We start from the raw sequence: 12769 nt of genomic DNA, 5'->3' as shown, positions 1-12769 counted from the left end.
ACTGTGACCCCCCATCTGAACATCGTGCCCTTCGTCAGCGTCGATCACATGATGAAGCTGGTTCTTGCCGTCGGCATCGATCGCTTTCTCATCGATCTCGCTGCCTATATCGAAGAGGATTTCCGACGCTGGGAATTGTTCGACAAGACCCCACGCATCGCTTCGCACAGCATCGACGGCGTCATCGAACTGATGCCTACGAGCGACGGACAGCTCTACGGCTTCAAGTATGTCAACGGTCATCCAAAAAACACGCGCGACGGGCGCCAGACCGTGACGGCGTTCGGCGTGATGGCCGATGTCGGCAATGGCTATCCGATGCTGCTTTCGGAAATGACCATCCTGACCGCGTTGCGCACGGCGGCGACGTCGGCCGTCGCGGCCAAATACCTTGCTCCCAATGCGGCGGACTGCATGGCAATCATCGGCAATGGCGCCCAGTCGGAATTCCAGGCCATCGCCTTCAAGGCCCTGCTCGGCATCGACAGGCTTCGCCTCTATGACATCGATCGGTCGGCATCCTTGAAGTGCGCGAAAAACCTTGCGGGGTTCGGTTTCGACATCGCGATCTGCGCTTCGGCGCAGGAGGCGGTGGAAGGGGCTCACATCATCACGACGGTCACCGCCGACAAACGCTCCGCGACCATCCTGACGGACAACATGGTCGGATCGGGCGTGCACATAAATGCCGTCGGCGGCGATTGCCCCGGCAAGACGGAATTGCATCGCGATATTCTGCTGCGCTCCGCCATATTCGTCGAATACCCGCCGCAGTCGCGCATCGAGGGTGAAGTCCAGCAACTCGAGCCGGACCATACCGTGACGGAGTTGTGGCAAGTGATGACCGGCAAGGCCGTCGGCCGCCGGGATGCCAGTCAGATCACCTTGTTCGATTCCGTCGGCTTTGCGATCGAGGACTTTTCCGCGCTGCGCTACGTCCGCGACCAGCTTCAGCGCACCGGCCTCTACGAGGAGCTCGATCTGCTGGCGGACCCGGATGAGCCACGCGACCTCTTCGGCATGCTGCTGCGCGCCGACAAGGCCGCCCAGATCACGGCCGTATCCAGCTGAGTTTTCGCAGAACCTGCGGCCGAATGTCCGCCTCGCAATAGCTGCGGCGCCGAGCGGCGCGCGGCTCGATATCCTAAAGCGGTTCATCGTTCGATGGAAATGACGAAGCGCTCTATCACTTTTATGCAATTCTCCAGGGAAAGCGCTACACGCTTTTCCGGGAAGACCGCTCTACACTTTTCCTGGAATTGTTTTAGCTCTTCGGGCTCAAGCCCACTTCAAACCACTTCTTCGACATCTGCGCGAGCGTACCGTCCGCGGCCATCTCGCCGAGCGCCTTGTTGAGGATCGCCTGAAGCTCGGGCTCCTGCTTGCGGATGCCCAGGCAAACATTTGACGCCATGATGGCGCCGACGAGACGCGGACCGCTTGTGATCAGCGTGCCGTTGCTCTTTGCCGCGCGGTCCCTCGCGAAGACGACATTGTCGGTCAAGGCAGGCTGTTTCGTGGCTTGCGCGCCATTAGCAAGGCGGCGGGCGCTGGTGTGCGCCAGACGACTTGATAGGCTTCTACTACATTGCTGGCCGTGACACTGAGCCCGGGAAGCGCGATCCAGGCCGGCGGCTGGCGTTCGAGCAGGCCGAGAATTGTGGCAATGCCCGTAGCAACGCCCTGATCGTGAGGCAGTTGCGCGGCGATGCCCTTGATCAGGCCTCCACCAACGAGGTCCGTGGCGACGTCGTTGCCGAGGTCGACTGTCGTCACCGGAATAGCCTTGCCCGCATCGCGGATCGCCGCGACGGCAGCGATTGCCGGCACGTCCCAGACGGCAAACAGTCCGGCGAGCTCCGGATTGGCCTGCAGCAAGTCGGCGGTCGCGGCTCTCGCTTGCGACACGTCGGCAAACTTGCCGCGAACCAGCGTCAGGTCGGGACGTCGAGCAGCCATCCATTTTCGGAAAGCAATCTCGCGCTCATGCGTCGCGAAGAAATCGATGCCATAGGCCAGAACGCCGACCTTTCCGCCCTGTGGTATATGTGGCGCCAGGAGTTCTGCGCCGATCTGACCGAGACCGAAATTGTCGCTGGAAACAACGCTGACGTAATCCTTGCCGGGCAGCATGCCGGTTGGGGCATTGTCGAGCAGCAACAGCTTCTTTCCGGCCGCCGATATTGCACGATGCGCGTCGGCGGCACGGTTGCTGCCGATTGGAATGGAGACCACCGCATCCACGGCTTCGCCGGCCAGCCGTTTCAGTTCCGAAATTTGCCGCTCGATGTCGAAGCCGCAGTCGACGACCTCGACCACCGCCGCTCCGTAGCGGCCAAGCGTGGTGACGATCCCGGCCAATTCCTCCTTAGCCCAGTCGCTCTTGGTGGTGTGGAGAACGATGGCGACCGAGAAGCGCCGGTTGCGGGCGAGATCGGCGTCGGCATTCGACAACCCGACCTGGTCGGCTGGAACCGCCCGTTCGCCATGCGGCCCAAGGCCGGTGATCGCCATTCCTCAACCCTCCCCAGGTTCACGCGGCCCGGCCGACTTGGCGATGCTATGCAAGCGCTCCTCCCGGTGGCCGTGGCTTTGCCGGGCGAGCGCTGGTTCCGAGTGCGGCCCGCGCGAGAAAATCCTTGAATTCCGGATGCTCACGCGGTGAACCGAGCGTAATCCACCCCTGCAGAAATTTCGCATCGAACAGTGCTTCCGCAACGACTTGGGCGGCGCCGACCAGTCCGGCCGAGCCGCCCATCTGCGAACGGACGATGCGCAGGTCGCGGGTGACGATCGGATGCGACTGGCGATAGACCGCCTCGCGTACGGCTGCCAACAGTATGTCCCCGGTCTGGGCCACGCTGCCGCCGAGTACGATCAATGACGGGTTCAGCAGATTGGCCAATGGCGCCAGTACCTCGCCGACCGCACGGCCGCAACGCCCGAGAAGGTCGATACAGAACGGATCGCCCAATTGGGCGCCGTGGCCAGCGTCGGTGACCGTCACTTCGCCGGCGCGCGCAAGCATCTCGGCCAGATAGGGGCTGCTCCCGCTCTCGGCCGCCTGGCGGGCCTCGCGTCCGAGCGCTTCGCTGCCGGCAACAGCTTCGAGATTTCTGCCCTCGATGAAAGTATGACCGATCATGCCGGCAGCGCCCTGCGCGCCACGGTGCAACGCTCCCTCCGAAACCACGCCGGCGCTGATCGAGCGGCCGAGCTTGACGAAGATCATGTCGGCGAGGCCGCTGCCGGACTTCAGTTCGCCCATCGTCATCGTCTGGACGCCGCTTCGCACCCATACCGGCGCGCCGACAAGCGTGGCCAACTGCTCGACGAAAGGGAATCCATCCCAGTTCTGGAACGCATTCAGCGCCGGCGCGAACAGCCGCTGATCATCGCATTTCTCAACGGCTCCGGGCACCGCCAGCCCGATGCCCCAGATGCTGGCCTCACTGCCATGCTCTTCCAGCATCCAGGCAAACAGCGTTGCTAGCCGCTGGACCACCGGCTCGGGACCTGCGGCCAGTTCCACCGCTTCGTGATGTTCGGCCAGCAGGCGGCCGGACAGGTCTGATACACCGACTGCCAGCGAGGAATGATCGAGCACGGCGGCCAGGATCATGCCAATGCGCGGCCGGAAGCGGACATGGCGTGGTGCGCGTCCGCCGATCGCCGGGCCGAGTTCGCCTTCTTCTATCAGCCCTAGCCGAAGCAGCGTGGCGAGACGATCCGTGACGACGGCGCGCCCCAGTTCCGACTGGTTCTCTAGCTCCTGGCGGGTCGTTGCCGCCTCGGTCCGTATAAGGTTGAGCAGCGTGGCCAGGCTGCCATGCGCGGATTCGCTGGCACGCGGCCGGCCGGCGGCGCGGCGCGGTTGGTCCGACTGTACGGGGTCTGTGGCGCTGCGCTCGTCCATAGTCTTGCCGAGGCTCATCTCCCGATCTCTATCGCTGCCGGCTCAGGGTCATCACGCCGTTAGCCATGGGTACCGTGGCCTCATTTACGGATCAAGCAGGAACTTATGTATTTTACAAACAAAAGTATGCCGACTTTTGCATTTTAATGATTGACGAGCGGCGAAAGGCGGGCATAAGTATCAGCCAGGCTCGGAGGAGGGCTCCTAACGTCGACAGCCCTCGCGAAGGCGAAGGATGTCGCACGTCCGTTGTCCGAATTCTTCTCCAGCCAAAGATGCCGGCCCGCGCTGCGCGCGGTGATGCATCGGCTACAGGCAGGGAGGATACGAGATGTCGGTGAAACTGGCCTATCACGCCAATTGCTGGGGTGCGCTCGGTGGCAACGCCGTCGGCGTCACTTCGATCACCCAGCTTACCTATCGCACCTTCGGTGACATGGAGCAGGCGATCCGCGACATTGGATCGGCCGGATATACCGGAACAGAACTCTTCGACGGCAATCTCCTCGACTATCAAGGACGCAATGGCGCGCTGCGCGCTGCCTTGGACCAGTCCGGCGTCGTGCTCGTGGCCGGCTACTCCGGTGCCAACTTTATCTTCGACGATATCCTTGGCGAGGAGTTGGCGCGGATCGAACGCGGAGCGGCTGCCGTGGCCGAACTCGGCGGCGAGCATCTGGTCGTCGGCGGTGGCGCCAAGCGAGCCAAAGGCCGGCAGCCAGATGATTTCAAGCGCCTCGGCGCGGCGCTCGACAAGGTCATCGACATCGCAGCCAAGGCGGGCTTGCGCGCGCACTATCACCCGCATCTGTCGACCATCGTCGAAGGTCCCGACGAAGTTCGCGAGATTTTCAAACATACCGCGATCGATTTCTGTCCGGACACCGCGCATCTGGCAGCCGCTGGCGGTGATCCGGCCGCGCAGATTCGCGAATTCAGCAAGCGCATCAGCTATGTGCATTTGAAGGGCTGGCAGCGCGATCCCTTCGCCTTCACGCCGCTCGACCGCGGCGACCTTGATATGGAGCCGATCATCCAGGCGCTCGAGGACACCGGATTTTCCGGCTGGATCGCAACCGAGCTGGATGCCTGGCCAGACCCCAAGCAAGGGGCGGAACTCAGCATGAAATATCTGAAGAGCGCTTTGAAGCAGAGTTGAACCGACAGGTACCAAGCCTGTCATCAGGGAGGAGACCCAAATGACACGTTTCAACACAATAGCCGGGACGTTCACGGCGGCATTGCTGGCCGCCAGCCTCTATACCGCAGCTCCCGCTTTCGCCGACCCCGATTCAGCACTCGCCGAACTGCAGAAGACAGTGCTCTCCAAGGGGCCGAACGGCGAAGCTCCAGCGTCGGCGGCGTCCGTCAATCTGACGCAGGAGGAACTGGCCAAGATCAAGGACATGAAGGCGACGGCGGCGATCGTCATGCACTATGGCGGCAATGACTGGTCACGCGCGCAGATCGCCGGCCTCAAAGACCAGTTTGGCAAGATGGGCATCGAGGTGATCGCCACGACCGATGCCGGATTCAAGCCGGAAAAGCAGGTCGCCGACCTCGAAACTGTGATGGCCCAGAACCCCAAGATCATCGTTTCGATCCCCACCGACCCGTCGGCGACGGCGTCCGCGTACAGGGCAGTTGCCGATAAGGGCGTGAAGCTGGTGTTCATGGACAACGTGCCGGCCGGCTTCGTCGCGGGCAAGGATTACGTCTCCGTAGTCTCGGCCGACAATTATGGGAACGGCGTCGCCGCAGCGCATCTGATGGCCAAGGCGCTGGGGGGCAAGGGCGACATTGGTCTGGTCTTCCACGCCGCCGACTTCTTTGTCACCAAACAGCGTTATGATGGCTTTAAGAAGACGATCGCCGACAACTACCCCGATATCAAGATTGTCGCCGAACAAGGCATTGGCGGCCCGGACTTCACCGGCGACGCCGAAAAGGCGGCATCGGCCATCCTCACTTCCAACCCTGCCATCAACGGCATCTGGGCGGTGTGGGACGTGCCGGCCGAAGGCGTCATCTCGGCGGCCCGCACCGCTGGTCGCGACGACCTTGTCATCACCACCTGCGACCTCGGCGAGAACGTCGCAATCAATATGGCGGGCGGGGGCTTCGTGAAGGGCCTGGGCGCCCAGCGTCCGTTTGACCAGGGCGTCACCGAAGCCCTGCTCGCAGGCTACGGTCTGCTCGGCAAGGAGGCTCCGGCCTTCGTCGCCTTGCCGGCGCTGCCCGTCACCAAGGACACGCTGCTCGAGGGTTGGAAAGCCGTCTATCACGCCGAGGCGACCGACAAGATCAAGGGCAGCATGTAGCGCGCCCTGCGGCCGGCGCACTCCCAGCCGGCCGCACCTCTTCTCAATTCGACAGGAGACCATCATGACCAAGACGCTCAACGTGGCGATGATCGGCGGCGGCTTTATGGGTAAAGCCCATGCGCTCGCTTATGCGACGATGCCGATGTTCTTCTGGCCCGCCCCCGCCATCCCCGTGCGCAAGGTGGTGGTCGACATCACCGAGGCACTGGCCGACGGAGGCCGCCGTCGCTACGGATTCGAGGAATCATCCGCTGACTGGCGTTCGGTGGTGACGCGATCCGACATCGACGTCATTGACATCGTCACCCCGAACGACAGCCATGCCGCGATCGCGATCGCGGCCGCTGAAGCCGGCAAGCACATCATCTGCGAAAAGCCGCTGGCGCGCGGCGGCGACGAGGCAAAGACCATGCTCGACGCGGTGAACAAAGCCGGCGTCATCCACATGGTTGCCTTCAACTATCGTCGCACGCCGGCAGTGGCGCTTGCCCGCCAGTACATAGAGGAAGGCCGCATCGGTAAGATTCTCAACTTCCGCGGCACCTATCTGCAGGACTGGTCGGCCGATCCGGATTCGCCTCTGTCCTGGCGCTTTCAGAGGAAGATCGCCGGGTCCGGCTCGATCGGCGACATCGGCACCCATGTCGTCGACCTTGCCCGTTATCTGGTCGGCGAGATCGCCGAGGTCAGCGCGTTGGTGCGCACCTACAACAAAACGCGACCGATCCAACGCGGCAATCTCGACAGGCTCGGCGCGGCAGAGAGGAATACCGATACCGAGCGGGCTGAGGTCGACGTCGACGACGAGGTGATGACGCTGCTGAAATTCGCCGACGGCGCGATCGGTTCGCTGGAGGCGACCCGCAACGCCTATGGCCGCAACAATTTCATCACTTTCGAGATCCACGGCACCAAAGGCTCCATTGCTTTCAACTACGAACGGCGCGACGAATTGCAGGTGATGTTTGCCGATGATCCTGCGGATGCACGCGGCTTCAGGTCCGTCTATTCCGGTCCGGCGCACCCCTATGGGTCGGGTCTGTGGCCAATCCCGGCGCTCGGCATCGGCTATTCCGAAACCAAGATCGTGGAGTGTTTCGATTTCTTCTCGGCTATTGTTTCGGGCAAGCAGCCCTTGCCCAATTTCGAGGATGGCTACAAGACCGAGCGGGTGGCCGACGCGCTGATCGAATCCGGCCAATCCGGCCAGTGGACCAAGGTCCGACCATGACAATCGCGGCGCCTGTTCATGCGGTGGAAATGAAAGGCGTCACCAAATCCTTCGGCGGCGTCAAGGCGCTGGTCGATGTCGACCTGCGGGTAGAGAAAGGCGAAATCCACGCATTGCTCGGTGGCAATGGTGCCGGTAAGTCGACCATCCTGAAAGTGTTGAACGGCGTTCATGTGCCGGACACCGGTACCATTCTAGTCGATGGCAAGCCACTCGCCGAAATCTCGCCCGAAGCTTCAAGGCGGGCGGGCATCGCCATGATCTTCCAGGAAATGAGCCTCATCCCCACGCTGACCGTGGCGCAGAATGTTTTCCTGACCCGCGAAGCCAAGGTCGCGTTCGGCCTGATCGACGATCGCACCGCCGAAAAGCGCGCCAAGGACCTGTTCGACATGCTGCAGGTCGAGGTCGATCCGAAAGCGACGGTCGGCAATCTCGGCGCCGGCCAACGGCAGTTGACGGAGATCGTCAAGGCGATCTCGCAGAATGCGAAAGTGCTGGTCCTGGATGAACCGTCGACGGCGCTGGCGGTATCCGATGTCGAGCGGCTGTTTGCCTTCCTGCGCAAACTGAGATCGGAAGGCGTCGCCATCATCTATGTCTCGCACCGCATGGACGAGATAGCCCGCATCGCCGACCGCGCCACGATCTTGCGCGATGGCCGCAACGTCATCACCGCGCCGATGTCGGAACTGCCGATCGAAACGATGATTGAGCATATTGTCGGCAAACGCTCGCGTGGTCTGTCCGACGTGGTACGCGGCGAATCGAATGTCGGGGCGCCGCTGCTTGAGCTCGACGGTGTTTCAGGGGTGGAGAAACCGAAGAACGTCAGCTTCGTCGTCCACAGCGGCGAAGTGGTCGGCCTAGCCGGGCTGCTGGGCTCCGGGCGGTCGGCGATCGCGCGCGTCATCGCCGGCATAGATCCGATCGTCGAAGGCGAGATCCGCATTGCCGGCGAGCCGGTGGCGATCGCCAGACCAAGTGACGCCATCGAGGCCGGTGTGGCGCTGGTGCCGGAGGATCGGCTACGGCAGGGCGTCATCGCGGAGCATTCGGTCGCCTCCAACATGACGCTCGCCGTGCTCGACCAGTTGAGCAGCAAGGCCTTTGTGTCGACGAAAAAGATGCGCGAGCTGACTGATCGCCAGATCGCCCAGCTGCGGATCAAGACTGCATCGCGCGACAGCCCGGTGCGCACACTTTCGGGCGGCAACCAGCAGAAGGTCGTCATCGGCAAATGGCTTTCGAGGAATCCGGAGATCCTGGTCCTCGACGAGCCGACCTCCGGCATCGATATCGGTTCGAAGTCGGAAATCATCCTGCTGGTTCGCCAGCTCGCCAACGCCGGCAAGGCAATCATCATGATCTCGTCGGAGCTGTCCGAGATGCTGTCGGCCTGCGACCGTATCATCGTCGTCTCCGAGGGGCGCGTCGTGAACGATGTCAGCCGCGCCGATCTCGACGATCCCTCGGCGCCAAAGAACGATCCGGTTGCGCGACTCCAGGCGGCCGAGCGCAAGCTGCAGATCGTCATCCAGAAAGCGCTGAGCAAGAGCCAGGGAGGAATACATGTCCACTAGTCAGGCTGCCGCGTCCCAGTCCTCGCTGGCAGCGAGGCTTGGGCTCACCAACTGGCGGCAGAACATCATCTACATCGGTTTCGTCGTCATCTTCATCATTTTCGCGATAACGTTGTTCGACAAGGGCTTCCTCAACCTCAACAACCTGCTCAACATCGTGCGGCAGACGGCGATGATCGCGGTGATGGCGATCGCCATGACCTATGTTCTGTCGGCAGGCGAGATCGACCTGTCCGTTGGTGCCGTCGCGGGTCTCGCCTCGGTGACGACGGCGATGGCGATCGACGCCGGCGGACCGATCACCGGTGTGATGGCGGGGCTCGCCACAGGCGCCGTCGTCGGCACCTTCAACGGCCTGTTGACGACGCGGGTCGGAATTCCATCCTTCCTTACCACGTTGGCTATGATGGGCATCGCTACCGGCACCGCAATGTGGATCAGCGATACGGCTGCGGTGCCGATCATCTCGAAGAGCTACTCCTGGATCTTCGGCGGCGGCAATGTCGGGCCGGTGCCGGTGCTGCTGATCTGGATGCTGGTGCTGGGAGCCGTCGGCCACGTCGTTTTGAGGCGAACGAGCTTTGGCCGCCGCGTGCTGGCCACCGGCGGCGGCGAGATCGCGGCGCGTTATTCCGGCATCGACACCAAGTCGGTCAAGTTCCGCGTGCTTACCATCTCGGCCATGGCGGCGGCGCTGGCCGGAATGCTTTACGCCGGCCGGCTGCAATCGGGGCGCTTCCAACTCGGCCAAGGCGACGAACTGTCGGTGATAGCCGCGGCGGTGCTTGGCGGCACCAGCCTGTTCGGCGGCTCCGGCACGGTGATCGGGACAATTGTCGGCGCGCTGATGATCGGCCTCATCAATAACGGCCTGATTCTGATGGGGTTGGAGTTCAGCCAGCAGCTAATCGCGCGCGGCGCCATCATCATCCTTGCCGTTGCACTCAGCCAGGGGAGGAAATGAGATGACGGTTCCCTATACGGTCATCGGCACCGTGGTTGCCAAACCCGAAACCCGCGATGAACTGCAAAGAATCCTGTCGGGCCTCGTCGAACCGACACGTGCCGAGGAGGGCTGCATCAACTACGACTTCCATGTCGACCCGGCTGACCCCTGCGTATTCATGTTTTACGAGAACTGGCGTTCGAAGGACGATCTCGACAGGCACCTCTCCATGCCACATCTGATGCCGCTGTTCGGGAAGCTCGACGACCTCGTTGCGCGGCCGGTGGATGTCCGTCAATTCGTTATGCTCAGCCAGCTGGCGCTGGCATCGCATGAGCGATCGTTTCCAACCCCGCGCGGTGAGAGCAGATCCGATGGAGACAGGTAAAGCGCTCGGGACGCGGGTGACAGCTGAAAGTGCCAGCTTTTGACGGAACGCCAATGGCCTCAGCCGGAAACCAGGTTTGTCAGCATGGTTGCCGCCTCGGTGCCGGCCAAGCCGAGGTCGAGAACGCTGCTCATGTGATTGGCTCCAGGAAGGGCGGTCTGCGAGACCTGTAGTCCCTGCTCCTTCAGATGCCGCGCAAACACCTCGGCCTGCCTGTGGAATGGCGGCGTTTCGTCGGCGCCGACAGCGATCTCGACCGACACTGACGGATCGAAACGGCGGGTGAGCGGCGAGAACCTGGCTGCATCCTCGTCCGTGATCGCGATCTCGGCGGCAAGGAAGGAGGTCTGAAGCGGCTTCAGGTCGTAGAGCCCGCCAAGCAGCAACGCGCCTTTGATTGTCGATGTCCGGCCGTCGTCATTGAAAAGCATCGTCGCAAGTTGGGCGCCGGCTGAATGTCCGCTCACGGTCAGGCGCTCGGTATCGCCGCCGTGATCGCCGATATGGTCGAGCACCCAGCTTTTGGCGCGCCGCACCTGGTCGACGATCGTGGCCATCCTCACAGCCGGCATCAGCGCATAATCGACGATGACCGCGATTGCGCCGGCGCGCGTCACCGTCTCGGCGACATAGGAATAGTCGCGCTTGGAGAACATGCGCCAGTAGCCGCCATGGATGAACACATGGACCGGCAGGCGGTCGCGTTTGCCCTCCGGAAAGAACAGGTCGATGGTCTCGGTGGCATCCGCTCCATAGGCGATGTCGGCAACCATCGGTATTGTTGCGCGCACCTCCGTGCTGCGACGAACGATCTCGGCGACGATGTCGTCGAACTCGGCGACGTGGTCGCGGATGCGGAAAGGATCATTCTGCATGGGGTGCCCGTTCACATGGTCACGGCGATGTACTTCGCCTCCATGAACTCGGCAATGCCGTGCTTCTGTCCGCCTTCGCGGCCAAGGCCGCTCTGCTTGACGCCGCCGAAAGGTGCCGCCGGATCCGACATCAGGCCGCGATTGAGCGCGACCATGCCCGTTTCGATCTTCGATGCCACGTGCATGCCCCTGGCCAGATCACGCGTGTAGATGTAGGCGGCAAGGCCGTATTCCGTGTCGTTGGCGCGCGCGATGACTTCGTCCTCGTTCTCGAAGCGGCTGATCGGGGCCACCGGACCGAATATCTCCTCCTGCGCCATCTCGGCATTGGCGGGCACGTCCCGAAGGACGGTCGGCGGATAGAAATAGCCCTTGTCGTCGGCGACCGCGCCGCCGCACAGGATCGTGGCCCCACGGGCGACCGCGTCCTTGACCAGCCGATCGATCTTGTCGACGGCCTTCCTGGTAATCATCGGACCGCATTCGGTGTCCGGGTCGGTGCCTGAACCGAGCTTGAGCGCGGCCATGCGTTGGCGCAGACCTTCGGCAAAAGCGTCATGGATGCCGGCCTGCGCGTAGATGCGGTTGGCTGCCGTGCAGGCCTCGCCGGCGTTTCGCATCTTGGCGACCATCGCGCCGTCGAGGGCCGCGTCCAGATCGGCGTCATCGAAGACGATGAACGGGGCGTTGCCGCCGAGTTCCATCGAGCATGAGATGACGTGCTTGGCGGCTTCGGCCAGCAGAACACGACCCACGCCGGTCGAACCGGTGAAGGATAGCTTCCGGACGCGCGGGTCGGCGAGCATGGCGGAGGTCACTGGTCCGGGGTTCGAAGTGGTGAGCACATTGACGACGCCGGGAGGCACACCCGCCTCCTCGTACAGCGCGGCGAGCGCGTAGGCGGTCAGGGGCGTCTCGCTGGCGGGCTTCAGAATGACGGTGCAGCCGGCGGCCAGCGCCGGCGCGATCTTGCGTGTCGCCATGGCGGCGGGGAAATTCCAGGGCGTTATGAGCACGCAGATGCCGATCGGATGATAATCGACGACGATCCGGTTGGCGCCTGACGGCGCCAGGCCGAACTCGCCGCTGATGCGCACCGCTTCCTCGGCATTCCAGCGGAAGAATTCAGCCGCATAGGCGACCTCGCCGCGCGCGTCGCGCAGCGCCTTGCCGTTCTCCAGCGAGATCAGCGCCGCCAGCGTATCGGACCGTTCGACCATCAATTCGAAACAACGCCGCAGTATTTCCGAACGCTTGCGCGGCGCGGTTGCGCGCCAGCCTGCCGCCGCCTTCGCAGCCGCCTCGACGGCAGCGGCGGCATCGGCAATCGTGGCGTCCGGGACAGCCGCAATCACGGCCTCCGTGGAAGGATCGATCACCTCAATGAGACGACCGTCGGAAGACGGTCGCCAGTGTCCGTCGATATAGAGGCCGTGCGAGAATGTGGTGTAATCGAACATGTCGGGATCTTCGTTGAGTTGCCCTTGGGGTACGTTCATCTCATCA

12 protein-coding genes are annotated in these 12769 nt (G+C 62.9%); 7 read left to right on the top strand and 5 right to left on the bottom strand.

Annotated features, from left to right (window positions below):
* The first annotated feature begins 3 nt into the window (after window positions 1-3).
* The gene (locus FJ940_RS19115) at window positions 4-1071 is read left to right on the top strand and encodes an ornithine cyclodeaminase (protein WP_140499316.1); all 1068 of its coding nucleotides are present in this window, start codon (window positions 4-6) and stop codon (window positions 1069-1071) included.
* Window positions 1072-1264: 193 nt separating this feature from the next.
* Here FJ940_RS19115 and FJ940_RS19110 read toward each other — a convergent pair whose 3' ends face one another.
* The 3 genes from FJ940_RS19110 to FJ940_RS19100 are packed head-to-tail and all read right to left on the bottom strand — an operon-like array spanning window position 1265 to window position 3934.
* Window positions 1265-1504, bottom strand: coding sequence for a transporter substrate-binding domain-containing protein (locus FJ940_RS19110; protein WP_181167255.1), 240 nt, complete (start codon window positions 1502-1504; stop codon window positions 1265-1267).
* Complete coding sequence (locus FJ940_RS19105) at window positions 1501-2514, bottom strand: substrate-binding domain-containing protein (protein WP_140499314.1); 1014 nt, start codon at window positions 2512-2514, stop codon at window positions 1501-1503. Before FJ940_RS19105 ends, FJ940_RS19110 begins: the two co-directional genes overlap by 4 nt.
* A 46-nt stretch (window positions 2515-2560) precedes the next feature.
* The gene (locus FJ940_RS19100) at window positions 2561-3934 is read right to left on the bottom strand and encodes an ROK family protein (protein ID WP_224519041.1); all 1374 of its coding nucleotides are present in this window, start codon (window positions 3932-3934) and stop codon (window positions 2561-2563) included.
* 313 nt (window positions 3935-4247) lie between these two features.
* Here FJ940_RS19100 and FJ940_RS19095 point away from each other — a divergent pair, with 313 nt between their 5' ends.
* The 6 genes from FJ940_RS19095 to FJ940_RS19070 all read left to right on the top strand — a co-directional run bounded on the left by FJ940_RS19095 (window position 4248) and on the right by FJ940_RS19070 (window position 10388).
* Window positions 4248-5075: a sugar phosphate isomerase/epimerase family protein gene (locus FJ940_RS19095; RefSeq protein WP_140657516.1), complete on the top strand. Its 828-nt coding sequence runs from the start codon at window positions 4248-4250 to the stop codon at window positions 5073-5075.
* Window positions 5076-5115: 40 nt separating this feature from the next.
* The gene (locus tag FJ940_RS19090; protein ID WP_140499310.1) at window positions 5116-6237 is read left to right on the top strand and encodes a substrate-binding domain-containing protein; all 1122 of its coding nucleotides are present in this window, start codon (window positions 5116-5118) and stop codon (window positions 6235-6237) included.
* A 64-nt stretch (window positions 6238-6301) separates the two neighbouring features.
* Complete coding sequence (locus FJ940_RS19085; protein ID WP_140657514.1) at window positions 6302-7471, top strand: Gfo/Idh/MocA family oxidoreductase; 1170 nt, start codon at window positions 6302-6304, stop codon at window positions 7469-7471.
* Window positions 7472-7500: 29 nt separating this feature from the next.
* On the top strand, window positions 7501-9054 hold the full coding sequence (locus FJ940_RS19080; RefSeq protein ID WP_224671391.1) for a sugar ABC transporter ATP-binding protein: 1554 nt from the start codon (window positions 7501-7503) through the stop codon (window positions 9052-9054).
* Complete coding sequence (locus FJ940_RS19075) at window positions 9044-10018, top strand: ABC transporter permease (protein ID WP_140499306.1); 975 nt, start codon at window positions 9044-9046, stop codon at window positions 10016-10018. The genes FJ940_RS19080 and FJ940_RS19075 overlap by 11 nt, the downstream gene beginning before the upstream one ends.
* Window position 10019: 1 nt before the next feature.
* Window positions 10020-10388, top strand: coding sequence for a putative quinol monooxygenase (locus FJ940_RS19070; RefSeq protein ID WP_140499304.1), 369 nt, complete (start codon window positions 10020-10022; stop codon window positions 10386-10388).
* A 59-nt stretch (window positions 10389-10447) separates the two neighbouring features.
* Here FJ940_RS19070 and FJ940_RS19065 read toward each other — a convergent pair whose 3' ends face one another.
* Both FJ940_RS19065 and FJ940_RS19060 read right to left on the bottom strand, forming a co-directional pair.
* Entirely contained in the window at window positions 10448-11263 is an 816-nt protein-coding gene (locus FJ940_RS19065; protein WP_140521349.1) for an alpha/beta hydrolase, read from the bottom strand.
* An 11-nt stretch (window positions 11264-11274) separates the two neighbouring features.
* Window positions 11275-12762, bottom strand: a complete 1488-nt coding sequence (locus tag FJ940_RS19060; protein ID WP_140657512.1) for an NAD-dependent succinate-semialdehyde dehydrogenase — start codon at window positions 12760-12762, stop codon at window positions 11275-11277.
* Between the last annotated feature and the right edge of the window lie 7 nt (window positions 12763-12769).

It is taken from the genome of Mesorhizobium sp. B2-3-7 (genome assembly GCF_006442695.1).
Taxonomy (GTDB): Bacteria; Pseudomonadota; Alphaproteobacteria; order Rhizobiales; family Rhizobiaceae; genus Mesorhizobium.
The sequence above is the reverse complement of the archived record's forward strand: the minus strand, read 5'-3'. Positions and strand labels throughout refer to the sequence as shown.

What these genes read in the sequence shown, in the direction of transcription:
- FJ940_RS19060 (WP_140657512.1), bottom strand. Translation starts at nt 12,762, where the DNA reads ATGAACGTACCCCAAGGGCAACTCAACGAAGATCCCGACATGTTCGAT.
- FJ940_RS19095 (WP_140657516.1), top strand. Translation starts at nt 4,248, where the DNA reads ATGTCGGTGAAACTGGCCTATCACGCCAATTGCTGGGGTGCGCTCGGT.
- FJ940_RS19100 (WP_224519041.1), bottom strand. Translation starts at nt 3,934, where the DNA reads ATGAGCCTCGGCAAGACTATGGACGAGCGCAGCGCCACAGACCCCGTA.
- FJ940_RS19070 (WP_140499304.1), top strand. Translation starts at nt 10,020, where the DNA reads ATGACGGTTCCCTATACGGTCATCGGCACCGTGGTTGCCAAACCCGAA.
- FJ940_RS19065 (WP_140521349.1), bottom strand. Translation starts at nt 11,263, where the DNA reads ATGCAGAATGATCCTTTCCGCATCCGCGACCACGTCGCCGAGTTCGAC.
- FJ940_RS19080 (WP_224671391.1), top strand. Translation starts at nt 7,501, where the DNA reads ATGAAAGGCGTCACCAAATCCTTCGGCGGCGTCAAGGCGCTGGTCGAT.
- FJ940_RS19090 (WP_140499310.1), top strand. Translation starts at nt 5,116, where the DNA reads ATGACACGTTTCAACACAATAGCCGGGACGTTCACGGCGGCATTGCTG.
- FJ940_RS19105 (WP_140499314.1), bottom strand. Translation starts at nt 2,514, where the DNA reads ATGGCGATCACCGGCCTTGGGCCGCATGGCGAACGGGCGGTTCCAGCC.
- FJ940_RS19085 (WP_140657514.1), top strand. Translation starts at nt 6,302, where the DNA reads ATGACCAAGACGCTCAACGTGGCGATGATCGGCGGCGGCTTTATGGGT.
- FJ940_RS19075 (WP_140499306.1), top strand. Translation starts at nt 9,044, where the DNA reads ATGTCCACTAGTCAGGCTGCCGCGTCCCAGTCCTCGCTGGCAGCGAGG.